The sequence below is a fragment of the Flavitalea antarctica genome (assembly GCF_054461535.1).
The window spans coordinates 85,560-105,623 of sequence record NZ_JBTLQG010000009.1 but is presented as its reverse complement, the minus strand read 5'-3'; the positions used below and the strand labels follow the sequence as shown (position 1 = coordinate 105,623).

The 20,064-nt window shown below is 43.8% G+C and carries 12 protein-coding genes; 7 read left to right on the top strand and 5 right to left on the bottom strand.

The annotated features are described in order from the left end of the window. Positions 1-10 precede the first annotated feature (10 nt). The 3 genes from ACX0G7_RS11185 to ACX0G7_RS11175 all read left to right on the top strand — a co-directional run bounded on the left by ACX0G7_RS11185 (position 11) and on the right by ACX0G7_RS11175 (position 3,171). Complete coding sequence (locus ACX0G7_RS11185; RefSeq protein ID WP_458923555.1) at positions 11-1,525, top strand: hypothetical protein; 1,515 nt, start codon at positions 11-13, stop codon at positions 1,523-1,525. A 104-nt stretch (positions 1,526-1,629) separates the two neighbouring features. After that, positions 1,630-2,229 carry an HD domain-containing protein gene (locus ACX0G7_RS11180; RefSeq protein ID WP_458923554.1) on the top strand — a complete coding sequence of 200 codons (600 nt, stop codon included), beginning with the start codon at positions 1,630-1,632 and terminating at the stop codon, positions 2,227-2,229. A gap of 24 nt (positions 2,230-2,253) precedes the next feature. Beyond that, the gene (locus ACX0G7_RS11175) at positions 2,254-3,171 is read left to right on the top strand and encodes a GyrI-like domain-containing protein (RefSeq protein ID WP_458923553.1); all 918 of its coding nucleotides are present in this window, start codon (positions 2,254-2,256) and stop codon (positions 3,169-3,171) included. 9 nt (positions 3,172-3,180) lie between these two features. Here the strand turns inward: ACX0G7_RS11175 and ACX0G7_RS11170 are convergent, their stop codons facing one another. The 5 genes from ACX0G7_RS11170 to ACX0G7_RS11150 all read right to left on the bottom strand — a co-directional run bounded on the left by ACX0G7_RS11170 (position 3,181) and on the right by ACX0G7_RS11150 (position 15,968). Next, complete coding sequence (locus tag ACX0G7_RS11170; protein WP_458923552.1) at positions 3,181-6,654, bottom strand: VCBS repeat-containing protein; 3,474 nt, start codon at positions 6,652-6,654, stop codon at positions 3,181-3,183. Then, positions 6,654-10,259 carry a VCBS repeat-containing protein gene (locus ACX0G7_RS11165; RefSeq protein WP_458923551.1) on the bottom strand — a complete coding sequence of 1,202 codons (3,606 nt, stop codon included), beginning with the start codon at positions 10,257-10,259 and terminating at the stop codon, positions 6,654-6,656. Before ACX0G7_RS11165 ends, ACX0G7_RS11170 begins: the two co-directional genes overlap by 1 nt. A gap of 126 nt (positions 10,260-10,385) precedes the next feature. After that, positions 10,386-11,918 (bottom strand): RagB/SusD family nutrient uptake outer membrane protein, encoded by a 1,533-nt coding sequence (locus ACX0G7_RS11160; RefSeq protein ID WP_458923550.1) that lies wholly within the window; start codon positions 11,916-11,918, stop codon positions 10,386-10,388. Between the two features lie 20 nt (positions 11,919-11,938). Then, positions 11,939-14,905, bottom strand: coding sequence for a SusC/RagA family TonB-linked outer membrane protein (locus tag ACX0G7_RS11155; RefSeq protein ID WP_458923549.1), 2,967 nt, complete (start codon positions 14,903-14,905; stop codon positions 11,939-11,941). Between the two features lie 364 nt (positions 14,906-15,269). Then, positions 15,270-15,968: an NUDIX hydrolase gene (locus tag ACX0G7_RS11150; RefSeq protein ID WP_458923548.1), complete on the bottom strand. Its 699-nt coding sequence runs from the start codon at positions 15,966-15,968 to the stop codon at positions 15,270-15,272. A 161-nt stretch (positions 15,969-16,129) separates the two neighbouring features. Between ACX0G7_RS11150 and ligA the strand changes: the two genes are divergently transcribed. The 4 genes from ligA (at position 16,130) to ACX0G7_RS11130 (ending at position 19,993) form a co-directional block, all read left to right on the top strand. Continuing rightward, positions 16,130-18,220 (top strand): NAD-dependent DNA ligase LigA, encoded by a 2,091-nt coding sequence (ligA, locus tag ACX0G7_RS11145; RefSeq protein ID WP_458923547.1) that lies wholly within the window; start codon positions 16,130-16,132, stop codon positions 18,218-18,220. A 110-nt stretch (positions 18,221-18,330) separates the two neighbouring features. After that, positions 18,331-18,894 carry an NUMOD4 domain-containing protein gene (locus tag ACX0G7_RS11140; RefSeq protein WP_458923546.1) on the top strand — a complete coding sequence of 188 codons (564 nt, stop codon included), beginning with the start codon at positions 18,331-18,333 and terminating at the stop codon, positions 18,892-18,894. A gap of 6 nt (positions 18,895-18,900) precedes the next feature. Beyond that, entirely contained in the window at positions 18,901-19,569 is a 669-nt protein-coding gene (locus ACX0G7_RS11135; RefSeq protein WP_458923545.1) for a DUF2461 domain-containing protein, read from the top strand. Between the two features lie 79 nt (positions 19,570-19,648). Next, a complete protein-coding gene (locus tag ACX0G7_RS11130) occupies positions 19,649-19,993 on the top strand; it encodes a hypothetical protein (RefSeq protein ID WP_458923544.1) in 345 nt (114 codons plus the stop codon). Positions 19,994-20,064: the final 71 nt, after the last annotated feature.

Here is a 20,064-nt window from a genome sequence, read left to right as displayed (position 1 = left end):
ATTTACGATCATGTCAATCACAGTTATAGGCTTTTTCAAGACGAGATCAGAGGCGGAAGATGCGGTGCAACAATTGACCGGCGCTGGTTTTTACCGTAACGATATTGATCTTTCCCATAGCCGGATAGGTACATCTGATTCATCCGGGTATCCAGAGTCAGATTATCAGTCAGTTGATAGTCGGACGGATGAGGTTCGGACAGTCAATGACCGGGCAGAAGCTCGCCGGACAGTTGATGCACGCACCGACTACAGGGACAATCCTGATACTGTTTACGAATCAAACGAGGAATATCCCGGGGATCGAAGCGATTCCGACAACGATGCTTCCGCTCATGAATACCGGGAAAAAAGCGAACACCGCGGCAACGCTATCACGCGATTTTTTAATTCGCTGTTCGGTGATGGAAGCGATGACGCGAAGAAATATTCAAATGCGTCTGCACGTGCCGACTCCATCGTAACCGTTCATGCAGGCAGCAGGGAACAGGCTGAAGAAGCTGCAAATATTCTTGATGGTTGTGGTGCGATGGACATTGATGAAAGTGAACTGGTCGGACAAACTTACCAGGACACTGTTGTTGAGAACGCGAATGCAGGAAGTGGATACCAAAATGCAAATGACCGGATTAAGGATCAGTCAGCCTTCAATGATGATAGAGATGCCGCTTTGTCTGATCGGCGATACAGGGAAGAAGAGCAGTCGGATGATGAAAGGAAGGCGGGAGATGCGACATTGTCTAACAGGCGATTTCAACCCCAAGGGATAACAAATTATGATCAAAATACCGGTGATTCAGCATTCCCTGACAGGCGGTACAATGACCAAACCTCAGATGCAGCATTGACTCAACAAAGACTCAGGGAAGAAGAGCGGATCAATTCCGAGAAGGAGCGGCTGGAAGCAGAGTTCAAAGAGAAGCAACTGAGGGAGCAAGAGCGGATTAATAATGAAAGAGAGCGTCTGGAAGCAGAATTCCAGGAGAAGCAACGCAGAGAGCAGGAGCGGATTAATGAGGAGAGAGAACGCCTGGAAGCCGAATTCAAAGAGAAGCAACTCAGAAACGAAGAGCGGATTAATGAAGAGAAAGAAAAATGGAAAGCAGAATCGAGAGAGAAGGAACTCAGAGACCAGGAGCGAATTAATGAAGAGAAAGAACGCCGGGCAGCAGAATTGGAGGAGAATCGACTCAGGGAAGAGGAGCGGATCAAGAGCGAGAAACGTTCCGAAAAGATAGTTATCTCAGAAACTGTAGACCTGACCAATGAGGGTCTTACCGATGAAGATCTGAAAGAAGCCGGTCTCAGCGCTGAAGAAATCAAAGCGATCAGGAACGCCGGAGACAACGATTCCTATCAAACTTCAGGTAGAGAAACCAGAATTGTCTACCAGGAAGAGATACCTGCCGGACAGCGACCTGATGTAGCCGGATCACAAAGAAGAAGAAGCCGGATCATTGATACACATATTGATGAAGATGTTCGTTTACGTGAGGAGCATGACAGGATTCATCGCCAGGCATAAATATTCATACATAATATCATATAAAGAACCGGCCTGTAATCAGAGCCGGTTTTTTCTTTGCATTGTCGGGAAAGTCCCCCAATTTTAATCCTCAATTATTATTAATGACTCACGCTCTGAATCGTTCTGAATTTGGCAATCCGGCAAACAAGGGAAACCTCATGTCCATTGAAGAGGCTCATGCATTATTAAACGACTGGGTCCCCAATGACCGGCTTCGCCTGCACATGAAACAGGTTGCTGCCGTTATGAAAGCGTGGGCACTCGAAAAAGAACATGCCGATGAAAAGACAGCGCTGAAATGGGAACTGGCTGGACTGTTGCATGATGCTGACTGGGAAAAAAATCCCGACGATCATTGCAGGGTAATCATTGAAAAGCTTGAGGAGATGAATATTGATCCGGAAGTGATACATTGTATTGCTTCCCATGGACCCAGGTATTTTGGCGTGGAGCCCGTAAACAGCATGGACAAAATGATCTATGTGTTTGACGAGTTATCGGGTTTCATACATGCCGCTGCACTGATCCGGCCAACAAGATATGAGGGCATGGATACCAAAAGCATTACAAAAAAACTAAAAACACTTTCTTTTGCTGCACAGGTAAACCGGGATGACATCACTGATGCGCTTTCGCGGGTAGATACACCATTGGAAGAAATCATTGATTTTATCATCACACATCAAAAAAACGTTCATTAATTTAGCGCCGTAATTACGTGCTATATGAGAAAGGGCTTCCTGGCAACCGGTATTTTCCTGGTTATTGTTTTCGCTGCCGTTTATTTGTTGATACCATCAAGGCTCATCATTTCTGAGGTTGGCATCATTAATTGCAGTCTCCCCGCGGCGCAGCGCTTTCTTTTTGAACAGAACAAATGGCCACAGTGGATCAATCATGATTCACTAAGCAGTCATGGTCACATATACAAGGTCACGAATACCACGTTTACCAAAACGGACATACAAATAGATAGCGACGGAGAAAGTTATACCACAACGCTAAGGTTGATTCCGTTCAACACAGATTCAATTGGCATAGAATGGGGTGACACCTTATATACCGGGAACAATCCTTTCACCAGGATCGGCCAGTATCAAAAAGCAAAAGCTTTAAAGAAACAAATGGATGTTGTCATGAGCCAAATGACAGCGTTTTTGAATGATAAGCGCAGGATTTATGCTGCAGATATTGTCAGGGCTCAACTTAAGGATGACCCCCTGCTGTCGAAGCGGATTATAATGCATCGTTATCCTACTGCTGAAGATGCTTATCAACTTATTGAAGAGCTAAAAAAGAATGCTTTAGCCCAGGGCGACAGTGCAATAGGCCCGGCAATGAAATATAGTTCCCAGCTCGATTCTAACAGTCATGAGTTAATGGTTGCTATTCCAACCAGCAGGCTGCTCAGGTCGAATAACGGCTTTATTGCTAAGGGACTGGTAGGTGGAAACCTGATAGCCACCAGGATAAAGGGCGGAGAATGGACAATACAGAAAGCCTGGGAAAGTATCAGGCAATACAAAGCTGACTATAAACTAAGCTCGCCTGCTATACCATTTGAGTCGATGATTACTGACCGGACCAGGGAGCCCGATACGAGCAGGTGGATCACAACAATTTATTACCCGTTGCGGGATTGAGTTTCTTAATTACTGAGGGCTCACCAAACGGGCACCAGGTAACGAAATGACCATAGCGCTGTCATTATTTCTTGCGACTATAAAAGCCTGGGGGTTTGATGATGTAACGACAGGCGCAATATGACGAGCCTGGCCCTTTATCATCACACCGTTTAAGAGCTCAACCTGGAAGTTACCTTTCCCCTTATTTATAAGCACGGTTCCCAAATCGCCATCATACCTGCCCATTTCAGTGTTAGATTCAAAATAGTTTCCAACCAGCAATATATCAGGCAAAGGATCATTATTCGCGTTGATAATAGTTGCATCGCGGTAAGAGGTTAACTGCGCCTCCCAGGGCAAATCCTGAACAGTAAAGTTCAACGCGCCATCATTTATCAGAACAGCGTTTGAAAAATAGTTAGCCTGGAAAAGAGCGGCCGCCTTCAACTTTTCATTATCAAAAATTTCGGGCAATGTGGCTTTTGCAAAATCACCAGCATAGAGAAACTTCTTTCTTATGACCGGTAGCTGTTTATTCAGGTCAGCAATAGAAGCAAATGGAACTTCCCTGTGGTTGAGATAGTAAGTTAGCAGTTGTTCTTTTTTTGCATTGCCATCAAAATCATAGAAGTACATGTTCACCGGTTCCTTATCCGAAGCCCTGAGCCTGCTGTTGAGGCCTAGGTTGCCGGCAATCATATCGATATCCCCGTCATTGTCCACATCGCAGGGAAGCATAAAGTTCCACCAACCCTTTTTATCTGTTAACACCTTTTTAGTAAAACTGCCCTTATCGTTTATATAAGCTGTAAGGCCGTTCCATTCGGCAGATACAAGTAAGTCCGGATCACCATCTTTATCGATATCGGACCAGGTTGCCGAAGTCACAAATCCAGCCTGCCTGAGATCGGTTGAGGCACCTGAAGTAACATCGGTAAATCGTCCTTTGCTATCGTTCCTCAACAAATATGACTGTGGAACCGTCCCGTATTCCTGTGGTACACTCCTGCCACCAATAAAAAGATCCTCAAACCCATCAGCATCGAAATCAGAAGCAACAACTACAGATGCTGTTACATAGATATTTTCAAACGCATCTTTTTTTCGGGTAAGTTTTGAACCATCATTCATATAAACGCGGGGCATTGTATTTTCCGAGCGTCCATAGAATTCATTGCCTCCACTGGCGACTACAAGATCTTTGTGCCCGTCTTTGTCGATATCCGTCCAGCAGGCACTGACATCTTCGAAAACACTGTCATTATTAAGCGCCTCCTGTTCTGAGCGTTCAAATTTTCCGCCCGTTTTTTGAATCCACAAAGAGGGAATTTTATCACGTGCAGCACCGATAAAAACATCATCAAGTCCGTCCCCGTTCATATCACTAACTGCCAATGCCGGTCCCTCAGTACTGATCATATGCGGAAGAAGCGGCTCGCGGTTGAATTCTGCGAATACATTTTCCTGGTGTTTGTAAAGAAGACCTGCCTCGCCCGTGATGTCAGAAGCTTTACCTGCCTCATACCGACGCTGGAAATATGGTCTGGAATAATCAAAACGGGGCAATCCTTTTTTGTATTCCAACTTCACAATATTCAAGCCTATGATGTTGGTAGTATTGTTGCCGTCACTGTTACCGCTGATTACGACCGCTTTGTCGCTGACTTTCTGTGCGTCTGATCGCCTGTGAAAAGAGAGCTTTTCTTTAGGGATATTTTCATAACTGTTATCCGGCCAGATCAGCAACACTGAATCAATTACCAGGTCTGCTGCACCAACATGAAATGGAATATCCATGGAAGACTGAAATCCATGCACACCAAACTTCTCATACAACCTGGTGGTATTGCCTGAATAGACAATCAATTTTGCACCTACGGCCCGCCTGTTCAAAGAATCGCCTTTGAGTGAAATGGAGAAACTTGCAACAGAGTCCGTACCAGGCTCCGTGTTTGCATTTTCCGTAAAATTATTCCTGTATAATAATGCCGGTTCATCGATGTTGTTTACAACAATGTCGAGGTCACCATCATTGTCGAAATCGGCATATACTGCACCATTCGAATAGGTTTCCTTCGCTTTGCCTACCTGGCCACCGATATCGGTAAAGGATAGAGAACCGGCATTCCTGAAAAACTTATTTTTTATCTTGATTTTCGGAAACTTGTCAATCATCTCTAACCCGTTCTCCTTGTTGTTACCGGGCGAAAGTTTTCGTTGAATCTCCTCATTGGAAACAAAGTTGATGTAGTCGATATCATTCATCCGCTTGGGTATACCATTTGAAATGAACAAATCCTTCAATCCGTCATTATCGAAGTCCACCCACAACGGCGACCAGGACCAATCAGTAGCTGCTATGCCCGAATAAAGGCCAAGCTCTGTAAAGTGGCCGTTACCGCGATTGTATTGAAGATTATTTCTTGTGTATTGATGCTGGTAACCATAAGCAATCTTGAGGTTGAATATATCATACTCATCCTCACCAAGAGACCGCTTAAGGATATAGGGATCATCGGAGAGCATGTCCATTGAGATGATCTCACTAAACCCGTCATTATTTATGTCGGCTATATCCACGCCCATCGTAAACCTGCCGGTATGTGCGATCTTATCTGTGATCTGTTCACTAAAAACGCCTTTGCCGTTGTTGATATACAGGTAATCATTTTCATGAAAATCATTGCCGATATAGATATCAGGAAAACCGTCAAGATTAATATCAGCTACGGCAATTCCAAGTCCATAGCCTATCACTGAGCTGTTTATGCCCGACTGCCTTGTGATGTCTGAAAAATGCCCACCATCATTCCGGAACATCCTTGCTCCTGAAACCGGATGAACTGAACCCAAAAATTCCTGTCGTGGACGATACACACCATTCTCATGAACAGTGTGATTCAACAGGAACATGTCCAGGTCACCATCCATGTCGATGTCAAGGAATGCTGCCTGCGTGCTGAATCCAGAATAATCAAGGCCGTATTCTGTTGCTTTATCTGCATAGACGGGAATACCCTGCGCATTTATTCTCTGGCAGATGAGAAATTGATTTTTGCTATGAAGGGAATGAAAGTTTCCTACCCGGGAAATATAGAGGTCGAGCAGTCCGTCATTGTTGATATCTACTACAGACACACCGGTTGACCAGCCACCATCCTGTGGAATCTTTGATGGAGCGGTTATGTCTGTGAACCTCAGATCGCCAGCATTCAGATAAATTTTATTGTTTGACTGGTTTGCGGCAAAAAACAGATCGATTTTTCCATCATTATTGAAATCGCCCGCCGCCACGCCGGAACCATTGTAATAATACATGTAATCAAACAGGTTGAAACTATCCGTTGGAGTCAGTTTGTTCGCAAAACTTAGCCCGGTCCGGTCACTCTCCAGAACTTCAAACGATTGCTGTTCGCTCGCGCTGTTTTTACACGAAACAGTACAAATCACAAACAGTGATACCATCAGTATAATGAGCCCATGTGATTTTGTCTTACACATCAGTTCTTTGCCGCTTGATTTATCTTGTTGTTAAATTTGTACAGAACGGGCACATCGTCATTCGGGAGAAATAAAAATTGCCTGGTACCCTCAACCATTACAGGCTTGATGTCCCGGACCTCACCCAGTACCTGTAAACCGGTCTTTCGGTTATCCATTACTGTGAAAAACCCTTTTCCATCGTTGATCAGCACGTCACCAAAACTTGCATCAAGTCTTTCAAACTGTGGCAAAAACCCATGCTGATTACCTCCCGTTATGATGTCTGTCGCACCGTCGCCGTTTACATCCTCAAATGCAATGGCGTTTATCGATGACAATTGTACAAGTGTGGGCAATTCCCTTATTTCGAATTGTCCACTACCATTATTGATCGCAACGATCGAGGCGCAATAGTTGAATTGCTTAACAAGTGATTTCTTCAGCGCCGGGCCGGGAAACAGGTCCTGGATCGACTTTGTGGCGAATTCACCATGTTTGAGCGTTTGCTTCTTCAGCGACGGAAGCTGGTCCTGCAGATCCCTTTTGAGAAATACCGGCACATCTTTTCCTTCAACGGTCCTTGTTAAGATCTTTTCAACAGTAGTGTTATCATCGAAATCGTTCATCCATAGCTTTACAGGCGAATCGGGAACAGGATTCAGGTAAAAGTTTTGGCCGATATTACCCAGCACTATGTCCATGTCGCCATCCTTATCAAGATCAGCTATTTCCATACTTTGCCACCAGCCGTGTAAGCCATTCAGATTGGAAGGCAATTCAACCATAGAACCGTTCACATAATTGAATATGCGCGGAGCCATCCAAAGCCCAGTCAGCACAAGATCCTTTTTACCATCCTGGTTAAGATCTGCCCAACACGCTTTGGTGATCATTCCCGCATTGGCTATAGCAGGGAATTTTGTTTTCGCAATATCTTTGAAGTGACCGGTGCCATCGTTTTCAAATAAATAGCTCTGCGGTGTTGCACCATAATCTCCCGGAACATTTCCGCTACCGACGAACAGATCTATATCACCATCGTTATCGAAGTCGTGTGGAGCAATGGTCGAAATGTCCGTATTGTTTTTTGGAAATGCGCGGGTGTCAATGGCAAAATTGCCTTTGCCATCGTTGAGATATAGCCTGTGCTCGAGGAGGCTTGCCATGTTAGTTTGTTTGTTACCTCCCGCGCCGATCATCAGGTCTGCAAATCCATCCTTGTTGGCATCAAAAAAGGCTACGGCCACATCTTCGAATGCGGCAAACCGATTAAAAACTTCCTGTTCTTTTTTCCGGAAGCCATCATCAGTCTGTAGATATAATTGTCCCGGCTGACCGGCCGCACCTCCGATATAAACATCTTCCAGGCCATCGCCATTTACATCAGCTACCGCTGCCCTTGGACCCTGGCGGGATAAACTTTGCGGTATGTTGCGTTCATAATAAAAGTCGATATGATCATCTTCCCTGTGTTCATCGAACCTGGTGGGAGACACGCTAAACATTGTCCCCCTGTTTCTTTCTGGCCGGCTGACACGATTGATTGCAACATCAGATCTGAGTCGGTCTCCATCTGTTCGGGAATTGACTGCGTTACCAGATCGCGATTTTTCAGTATTTAGTCCGGTATTGACTGTCCTACCAGATTTCAATCTTTCGGTATTTAATCCGGTATTGAGTGCGATATCAGATTTAATTCTTGTTGTATTTCGCCCCGGATTACGTGTGCTATCAGACTCAAATCTTTTTGTATCAGGTCCGCTGTTGAATAAGTCACTGTTAAGTGATAGATCGCTGAACTTGTAGGCCCTGCCCGGTTTTAACTCATCCGGCTGACCCAAAACATGTACCGAGTCTAATGCGGGGGCCGGAAATGAAGTTACTGATCTGTCTGGCCAGATGATTAACATGGAATCAACCTTTGTCCGGCTGCCTAACCCGATGATAATTTTGTAATCCACTGAAGACTGAAACCCACGGCTGGGAACAAGCTCCCGGGATATTACCTGTGAGTCGGCATATACGACTACACGGCTGCCTATTGCAAACGGATTTTTTGGTGAACCCTTCAAACTAAGCCCTAAATAATGATGCCCGTTTAACTCTCTTGCATTGTTTTTATAGACAAATGCCGGCTGGTTTTCATTATTGATAACAAGATCGAGGTCGCCATCATTATCGAGATCTCCGTATGCTGCCCCGTTAGAAAAAGATTTTTGTGTGAAGCCCCACTCCTCTCCCTGGTCCGCAAATCTCAGGTTGCCAAGGTTGCGATAGGCCTTATTAAGCATCGCATTCACTGGTATCTTTTCCAGCACTTTATCAAGGCTTTCTTTCTCGCCCGTCTTTACCATCTGTTGAACAACATCGTTGGCGAAAAAGTCCATGAAATCCAGATTGGTAACGTCTTTATTGATACCATTACAAACATAGATATCGTTGTATCCATCATTGTCTGCATCAAACATCAATGCGCCCCAGCTCCAGTCAGTGCCGGCAACACCGCTGAAATTAGCAATATCGGAGAATCGTCCATCGCCGTTATTTAATTGCAGGCAGTTCATCATGTACTGATGATAAAAACCGGCTTTGATCTTAGCGTTATACAGATCAATGTTATCGAAAGCTCCTAAAGTTTTTAACCGGTAATCATCACCAGGAAGCATATCGGTTGAAAATATTTCCTGGAAACCGTCATTGTTGATATCCGCTACATCAGCACCCATAGAGGAAAAACTGGTATGGCCCATCCTTTCTTCAAGCTCATCTTTAAAAGTGCCGTTACCCTGGTTAATGTATAGAAAATCGCGTTCGTAGGAATCATTGGAAACAAAGATATCAGGATAACCGTCGTTGTTCAGATCGCCCACGGAAGCACCAAGACCGAAACTGATCAGGGTACCGTGAATCCCGGCTTCCTTCGATACTTCATGAAACCGGCCATCGTCATTGCGATAAAGATGATCACCGCCACCCTTGAGAAATTCTGCAACCGGCCATTCCGCTTCAGGAAGATCTCGTTTGTTGGAATAATTGAGGGTATTAACGGGGATCGGGCTATTGTTGATCATGAAACAATCCAGATCACCATCAAGGTCATAATCAAAAAATGAAACCTGCGTAGTATAGGCAGAAATATCAAGTCCGTACTTTGCAGCTGATTCAGTAAAGGTCAGATCCTTGTTATTGATATAAAGTTTATTGAGACGGTTACCCGTTTTCATGTGCCCTGAATTACACACATAGATATCGAGCCATCCATCATTATTCAGATCGGTAAAGACCACGCCGGTGCTCCACATACTATCCTGTTTCAGCCCTGCCTTATTGGAGATATCTTCAAACTTCCACCCTCCTTTGTTAATATAAAGTTTGTTATCCCCGAGGTTCGAGGTTAAGAAAACGTCAGCAAGACCATCATTATTTATATCGCCGATCGCCACTCCGCCACCATTGTAAAAGTTCCTGAAATAAAAACCGTTTTCTTCTTTAGTGTCCTGCACCACATTGTTGAAGTCTATCCCGGTCTGTTTCATGAGATCAAACAAAACCGGCTGATCATTTTTACAAGACAACAAGAAAACACTATACACAACGGCGAATAAAATCAGCAGATTTCTCATCAGCAATAAACTCGGTTATAAATTAAAATCGCACATGGATCTTCAAACGCAATAATCAACAAAAAACCCTAAAAGATCAGTTAAACCTGATCTTTTAGGGTTATAAAATTAAGTCTTATTAATCGATTAGTAACCCGGATTCTGAGTCAGGTTCGGGTTTACAGCCAGCTGCTCATTAGGGATTGTAAACAACAGGTATTTAGGATCATCTGTTGGTTTTTCCTGGTAAGGCTGAAGGAATTTTCCGAACCGGATAAGATCCTGCCTGCGGTAATTTTCCCAATACAATTCACGTCCTCTTTCATCAAGCAGATTATCAAGCGTAAGTGTGGTAAATGGTGCAACACCTCTTTTTGCACGAATAGTATTTACTATCGGTAATGCTGCACCAGCTGCTCCTGTTCTGAGTTGAGCTTCTGCTTTCATCAACATCACATCGGTAATACGATAATAGACATAATCGTTGTCCACGCGACCACTACCATCATTTGGATAGTCTATGGGATATTTATTCACACGAATACCTGTGATCTCAAGGTTAGTACCGGTTTCAACGCTTTTTACTTCTCTTGTGAAAGAAAGCGGAGCACCTGTCCTGTCTCTTAAAGGCACATCAGTGGTCCAGTTGTACTGTTGCCCGACCATAAATCCAACATTGATACGATTGCCGGGATTTGGAACACCAGGAGTAGGATAAGCCACGCCACGACGCTGATCGTTGGGAGTGAATTTGTCATAAAAATCAGAGAGGGTAGTAAAACCATTCCATCCACCGGGGTTCTGGTTATAGTGCATGGTCATGTGCCAGCGTGAGTTCAGACCGCCGGATTCGACACCACCTACGTTTTCAGCGGTGAATATATTTTCAGTGCCTATCGCGCCATTCGTTGGTGCAAAGTTGTCAAAATAGTTATTAGCCAGGGTATACCTGTTGCTGTTGATGATCTGGTCAGCAAGCGTTATAACCTGTGCCATATCAGCTGGAGCGAATGTAGGTGCTGCCCTGTTAGCTATAGCACCCCGGTTCAGATAGCATTTCATCAGAAGCACTTTGGCAGCATCCTGGTTTGCGCCGATTGGGCCGCTGACTTTTAATTGGGGTAAAATAGCGGTTATTTCGGCGATAATATAATCAAGCGCTTCCGTTCCTTTTCTGACTTTTGATGGAAGTAAAGTATTTTCTCCCGGCTCCCGATAAGCTACCTGGTCCCATCCATCAAGAATATCAAACATGGTAAACGCTCTCAGGAATCTTGCTTCTGCAGCCTGCTGAGGAGAAGGATTATATTGCAAAAAGTCGGTCGCAGCAAACAGCGTACCTGATAAATCGTTGTAAGCATTCCGGATATACTGATTTTCAGCATCCCACGCATGAGAGTGAAGCACCCGCCAGGCACCATTATCATCCCAGTCTCCACCCCGTGTTGGGACAATGGCAGCATCACTTGGTAACTCACCAAGGGCAAATACCCTTTCCTGTCCCTGGTAACTAACCCGCATTGAATTATAAATACCACGCAGCAGCGCAGCGTTGTTTCCGCCGCCACTTGTTCCAACCTGGTCGGCAGTAAGATTGCCCTGTAAGGTCTCATCAAGTTTTGTACAACCAACCGCAGACAAGACAAGCGCAGTTGACACTAATATTCTGATACTTTTCATATAACGAGTTCTTTAAATTTTTAGAGAGAAAAATTTACTCCAAGAGTGATTGTTCTTGCCGGAGGATAAGGAGCGTACTCGATACCCAATGAAGGCACAGAGTTCAGGCTTTTATCAGTATTTACTTCCGGATCAAATCCAGAGAAATTAGTAATAACAAACAGGTTCTGACCTGTCAGGAATATATTCACATTCTTAAAGATCTTGGCAACATCTCCCGCTCCGTAAGAAAGAGTAGCATTTGCCATCTTCATATAATTTCCTTTCTCAATAAATCTTGCTGAAGGAGTTACACGGTTTGATAATGCTTCCTGTGTTGGATCTTCATAAATAGAACGGGCAATGTTTTTACCGCCAACAAGGTTGGAAACATTTATTACGTTATTTAAAGTATTGTTATAGATATATTGTCCAAACGCACCGTTCATGTTCACAACCAACATTAATTTTTTGTAAGCTAATGTGGTGCTTATGCCCATAACTGTTTTAGGATTTGGATTTCCCTGGTAACTGAAAATTTCCCCGTCAGGATAGATTGCCTGGCCGGTAGTCTTGTCGAGTCCGCCATATGCGCGTGTGAAGAAGGCATTGATGGGTAAACCGTTCCTGATAGTTTCAACAGAAGAACCTGATACACCCTGGCCATGTAAAGCACCTGTCCGGATTGGTGCACCCAGATTTTGAATTTCATTTTCTATGAAACTGGCATTAACACCCAGATCCCATGAGAAGTCTTCTGAACGGATGATGTTTGCATTCACAGCAACTTCGAATCCCCTGTTAAGCACTTCACCTTCCAGGTTTTTCCAGGTAACAGTTGTACCGGGAGCAGATGGTTGAATAGGTGTTGTAGGGAACAACAGGTCAGATGTTTTTTTATTAAAATAATCCAGTGAACCAGTTATACGGTTGTCAAGGATTGCGAAGTCAACTCCGAAGTTATATTGCTCATCAGACTGCCATTTCAAATCAGGGTTACCATTATTGGCAAGACCGATCGAAGCAGGTCCGTTGAAAGTATAGCGTGTTTGTGAAGATCCTGATGGGAACTCCTGGTTTCCGGTGATACCCCAGCTCGCTCTTACACGAAGGTCATTGAAGAAATCTACCTTAAAGAAATCTTCCTTGCTGATTACCCATGAAGCTGATACGGATGGGAAGTAACCGTATGCATTGTTAGAACCAAATTTGGTAGAACCGTCAGCCCTGAAAGTTGCAGTTAATAAATATTTGTCCTTCAGGTTCATTACTGCTCTTGCAAAATAAGATTGCAATTCAGACACCGGATCAATAAATGAATTGACGGTGCGCGAAGAAGCATTGGAATACTGGATATAATTTGTGTAATCAAGACCATAGTTTCCGAAACCACCAGCATCCGGACCGAAAGCATTCATGCTGCTTCCCTTATTGGTATATTTCATATACTCATAACCGATAAGGGCATTGATACTGAAATCTGATGTAAGTTGTTTGTTATAATTAAGTGTATGCGTTACTTGCTGGGTGATGAGTTCGTTGTTTGAAATGTATGCTCTTCCTTTACCAATAATTTCGTTCAGGTTCAGGTAAGAGGCAATTGAACTTCTGCGAACACCCGTGCTATAGTTCACACTATACAACATCCGGTATTCGAGGTCTTTTGTTATTTTGAAATAAGGAGATATACTTCCCAGAATTGTAGTCACCTTGGAGTTATCGGCGTAAGATTCTGACATGGCCAGTGGATTTATAATACCACCACCTGCGGCAATGTTCAGCGAGTCTGTTCCGGCCTTGTATAGAGATTCAGTGGGATTCCACTGAAGTGCCTGGCTGATAAGACTACCAGTTGAACCTGCGTTGTTTGAAATTGGGGCAACGTTCTCTGTGTACTGACTGGAAATAACGTTGAAGTCGATACCAAGATTTTTCTTTTCCAGGAATTTGAAGTTGGCGTTTAAACCAACGGTGTATTTTTTGAAGTCTGTCTTGCGAACGATACCTTCCTGGTCAAGTAAGCTGGTAGACAACCTGTATTTTGCATTTTCATTTCCACCACTAACCGCAGCATTATAAGTTTGAATATTTGCTGTCCGGAGAATCGCATCCATGGCATCAACATCACTGCCTTTATCATTGGCTGAAGGTGCACCGAATTTCGCTAAAGCCAGTCTGTATTCTGATGCGTCAAGGATTTCAATTTGTCTCATCAGTGTACTCTGTCCATATGAAGCACCCACGTCGAGTTTTGGTTGACCACTTGCACCTCTTTTTGTAGTGATCAATACAACGCCATAAGCTGCACGTGAACCATAAATGGCAGTTGCTGATGCATCCTTCAGAACTTCCATTGAGGCGATATCAGCAGGGTTAATAAAGTTCAGAGGATTTCCCGCGGGCGAAACACCCAATCCACCTACATCAAGCCCTGGTCTTGAAGAACGCCCATCTAAAGGCACTCCGTCAACTACGTAAAGCGGCTGACCCGAACCAGTAATGGCGGAGTTTCCTCTCACCTTAACAGTAGTACCGCCACCTGGCGCTCCACTATTATTAAGAACCTGGACCCCGGCAACTTTACCCTGGATCAGTTGATCAGGAGCCGAAAACGTTCCTTTATTAAAATCTTTCTCGCGAACGGAAACAACCGCACCCGTAAGATCTCGTTTTCTTACAGTACCATAACCAACAACCACAACTTCACTCAGATCCGCACCTGATGCTTCAAGTGCTATGTCTACCGAAGTTTTGTTGGTAATATCTACATCAATTTCTTTGAAACCGACCGATGAAACGGTAAGTGTAGTCGCATTTGCAGGAACAGAGATGGTAAATGTACCATCTGCTTTTGTGGAGGCTCCTTGATTGGTTCCTTTTACCTGGACGGAAGCTCCTGAGACGGGCGATGCATCTTTAGCATCGGTAACTTTTCCCGTTATTTCCTTGTTTTGGGCCAGCAAGGTCTGGGTAACAAATAGCAGTAACAAAGGTAAGGCTACCTTCATAAGCAATCGTTTGATTTGCATACAGCGAGATTATTGGTTTATTAATATGGCTTGAACAATCACAATGTGTGATTATTACACAATGATAGAACAATTACATGAACATCCAAAAAAATGTTAAAGGTCATTTCAACACTTAATCCATTGAATCTGACCCACAAGTGTAATGAAATTCAATCCAGATATGGACACGATAACATTGCACATTGCTGCATGATGTTTAAACTTCAGTATGAAGTTTTTTATTTCCTGCAATATTTCTTCCAATTTCTTTAACAGTCATCTTCAGATTTTCTTAACATTCATCGCCTCAAAGTTGTTCGATCAGTCAGAAAATCTTAAAAACTGGTGTTCCCCCGATTATTTATCCATGGAGATTTTTCTGGGCGAACCGCGCTTCATTAAATATATATAGTTTGCCCGGGCGGTGGGGTACATCCTGTTCGAGTTCATTTGCATCGAGCAGCCAGTCCATGTGGAAGAACTTTTTGCGGAAGTTGCGGCGGTCAAGCTTCTGCCCAAGGATGGATTCATATAAAGACTGGAGCTCCCGGAGAGAGAACTTTTGTGGAAGCATATTGAATACAATTGGATGATCTTCTATCCGGCTTTGTAGTTTGCGGATACAGGTGTCAAGAATTTTTTTATGATCGAATGCGAGCGTAGTAATATCATTCACCGGGTGCCAGTGCAGCTGGTTATGTTCAAGTTTAAGATCATGATCCCGGATGTTTACCAGTGAATAATAAGCCGTGGTGATTACCCGCCCTGCAGGATGTCGGGTCACGTCTCCAAAACTGTAAACCTGTTCAAGAAACACGTCTTCGAGGCCGGTCCTTTCCCGGAGAACCCGGTAAGGAGCACTATCAAGATTTTCATCAGGTTTCACGAGGTCACCCAGGAGTGACCATTGATCCCGGTATTCCTCCAGGTCGGATTTTATCAGGAGCACCTTCAACTCATTATCATCAAATCCAAGGATCACACAATCAACGGAGATACCTATGCGGAAAAACTCCGTTTGTTCATTCATTAATTGTTGAATGTTCTTCGGTGATGACATTAATAATAAGTTATGACAAGCAGTGGCAATCGCAAACCAATTTTTGGCACTCGATCTTATTTCGTTCCAATGATACTTAATCCTGTTAACATTTCCTTGTGATCTCAGCGAAAATCTTTTTTCGCCGGCCTGGACTATCTTTAACAACGCAAATCACTTCTATGTATTCAAATGTCCAGACCAGGTCCCTGCAGGATGCCACTACCGCACTATTGAAGCAAAAATCAACAGAAAAAAAAGACCTGCAGAAACTCAGAGACGTTCTCCGTTTTCATGAATACCGTTATTATATAATGAATGATCCCCTGATTGCCGATGGGGAATATGACCAGTTGTACAAGCAATTACAGGTGATAGAGGCCGCAAACCCCGATCTTATTACTCCTGACTCCCCCACCCAGCGTGTGGCAAAGGGCCTGACGGATGACTTTCCAAAAGTGGCGCACCTTGTTCCGATGTTATCGCTGGAAAACTCATACAATGCGGATGACCTGAGGGATTGGGATCGTAAAGTGAGGGAATTATCAAAATTGCCGCAGGTTGAATATTGCGTGGAGCCGAAATTCGACGGGGCGAGCATCTCGGTTATATATGAACGTGATATGTTGCTTCGTGGGGTAACTAGGGGTAATGGAGTGGAGGGCGATGATATCACCCCAAACATCCGCCAGGTTAAATCTGTGCCGCTCTCCGCATCATTTTCAAGTTATGGTATAGAGATGATAGAGATCAGGGGTGAGGTGTTGATGAACAAAAACAGTTTTAAAAAATACAATGAACAGCTCACTGAACAAAATCTCGCTCCGCTTGCCAATCCACGAAATGCGGCAGCCGGTGCCTTACGCATCAAAGATTCGAGGGAAGTGGCCCGTCGCAACCTCCAGGCATTTTTATATAATGTAAGTTATCATGTGCATGATCCTAATTTCAAAGCACATTCAGCATTGGAAACGCATAGTGGTATGCTGGAGATGTTATGGAATCTGGGATTCCGCAGTCCACAAAAAGAAATGCGGGTTGTCAGGGGAATTGATGCAGTCATTGAGTATTGTAATGAATTTGAGGCTGAACGGGATAACCTGCCCTATGAAATTGACGGCATGGTTATCAAGGTGAATGACATCGGGCTGCAGGACCGGCTCGGAATGACTACCCATCACCCCCGCTGGGCTATGGCTTTTAAATTTAAGGCAAGGCAGGCCACGAGTAAGCTACGTGCCGTTGAGTACCAGGTTGGCAGAACAGGATCGGTAACGCCGGTTGCGAAAATTGAGCCGGTGCCCATTGGCGGGGTGACCGTTGGCTCAATTTCACTATTCAACGAAGACGTAATTCGTGAGAAAGATCTGATGATAGGCGATACGGTGCTTGTTGAAAGAGCAGGAGATGTTATCCCATATATTGTAAAATCGTTGAGCGAGTTACGCTCAGGTAAGGAGCTCCCGATAGTCTTCCCAAAAAATTGCCCTGTTTGTGGCGATGAGCTGGTTAAACCGGCAGAAGAAGCGGTCTGGCGCTGCGTTAATATTAACTGCAAGGCGCAGGTAGTGGAAAGAATTATCCATTTTACGAGTAAAGATGCGATGGATATCAGGGGATTTGGAGAAGCTAATGTGCGGAAATTTTTTGAACTTGGTTTCCTCCCGGATATCCCCGGGATTTATCGCATCCCTTTCGACAAGATCAGATCACTGGAAGGTTTTGGTGAAAAGAGCATTACTAATCTCCAGGCAGCCATTGAGTCTTCAAAATCCCAACCTCTCAACAGGCTCATCTTTGGCCTGGGAATCAGGTATGTTGGCGAAACGACTGCTAAAGTGCTTGCGCATTCTATAAAACACCTGCTGGATTTTGCGAACTTTGAAATAGAACAGCTTACGGGTCTGGAAGATATCGGACCTAAGGTTGCTGGAAGCATCTACCAGTTTTTTCATAATGATGATAACATTGCGATGTTGAAAGAACTGGAAAGCCTTGGGCTTACGTTGAAAAGTACCCGTAAAAGTTCGATGGATAAGGGTAACCTTGGCGGACAAACGTTTCTTTTTACCGGCACGTTGCCAACACTTAAAAGATCCGATGCCGAAGCAATGGTCGAAGCACAGGGAGGTAAGTTGTTAGGCAGCGTTAGCAGCAAGCTGAATTATCTTATCGTAGGAGAAGATGCCGGTTCAAAACTTGAAAAGGCCAAAAAGATAAGTTCGGTTAGAATTATCAGTGAAGCAGAATTTCTTGAAATGGTAAATCACTAGCTTTTGCATTCAACAGTTACGGTCAATTAAAATATGCGGATGGATTAATTATTGATGGTGTACTTAAGTTCACGTTATAATTTATTTGTATCTTTAAATAAAAGGTGGTCATGGTAAAAAAACTCCCCGGCGAAGTGTGGAAACCTTTGCAGTTTCCCGGCTGGAAACATCTCCGAAAAAAATACGCCCTTTCCTCTCATGGTCGCATTGCAAGTTTTACTGAAGATGTAATCGAAGATGGCAAACTCTTACAGGGTTCGCTGACTACCGGTTACCGGACACTAAATCTTCACCGACCGGGCAACAATGGAACCCTTTACATTCATCGCGAAATTGCAAGGCTGTTTCTTGGAAAGTCTTCAACAAAGAACAAGTTTGTGATTCATACCAATCACAACAAACTTGACAATTCCGTTAAGAACCTTGCCTGGGCTTCGTTGGAAGAAATGATTGAGCACCAGCAAAGCAGTCCCGCAAAACTTGCTTACAAAAAGGTGCAGGCTAACCGATCAGTTGGTTTGAAATTAAATGCCAAACAAGTTGAAAGCATCAAGAAAACACTGATTGACAAAAAAAGAAAAATCACCATTAAGAAACTTGCTGAAAAGTATGGCGTTAGTGAAATGACTATGTACCGCATTAAAAGTGGTGAGAACTGGGCCAGGGTAAAATAATAACAAATGCTTCAACCTTCCACGGTAAAATTTCTCCGGGACCTTAGTAAAAATAATAACAAGACCTGGTTCGATAACAACAGAGCGAAATATGATGCTGCTAAATCCGACTTTGAAACGCTCATACAGGAACTGATAGACAAACATGGCAGGACGGATGAAACAATCCGGGACCTTATTGCCAAGAAATGCACTTTCAGGATCAACAGGGATATACGTTTTTCAAAAGACAAGACACCTTACAAAACGAATATGGGGGGTAGCCTTGACCGTGGTGGAAAAAAATCCATCTACGCAGGCTACTACGTTCACCTGGAACCAGGTGGAAAAAGTTTTGTAGGTGGCGGACTTTGGATGCCTATGCCTGAAGAAACAAAAAAAGTCAGGCAGGAGATTGACTATTGCCTGGACGAGTTTAAATCGATAGTTGAGTCGAAAAAATTCAAAACGATTTTTGGAGGGCTTTATAAAGGCGAGGACGCCAGCCTGAAAAAAGTGCCACAGGGTTTTGATGCAGATAACCCGGCCGCACCTTATCTCAAACTAAAAAGTTGGCTGGCAATGAAAAATCTGACCGACGTCGAAATGACATCTCCGGATTTAACAAAAAAGATAATTACCGCCTTTGAAACCATACAACCCTTTCTCAACTTCATAAATCGCGCATTGGGTTAAAATGCCACCAGATCCCACTGGGTTTTCACTAATTGAGGTGGTCCGGGATTTGCATACACAAAATCATAAAACGATTTGTATGACTGTTCTGTATCGCAAAACACGCTACCTTTTCTCAACCTATTATTATAAAATCTCACTTGAAAAGAATGTTGCAACGGTTGAAGCACTTTGTGTGCCCTTCTTCAGCGCACAAAAATGCCTGGAAATGAAGCAGTACAGTCGCAATGTCACTTCCCAGAAAAGCGATTTCGAAAAGGAAGTTTACAATCCGAGTAAAAAGATAAGCAAAGATGAATACCAGATGAGGTATGATAAGGCTTTTCGTGGCGATCTGAAGATCAAGTTAAATGGTCAGACTGTTGAAACTCCTTCTATGGTGGCCGATATGACCACCACCCGGATCCGTTCCAATAAGAATTGAGCAACCTGGCGCACGACGCATCTTTCCTGCTTTTTACCTTCTTCAATCAACATATACTGGCCGGCAAACCC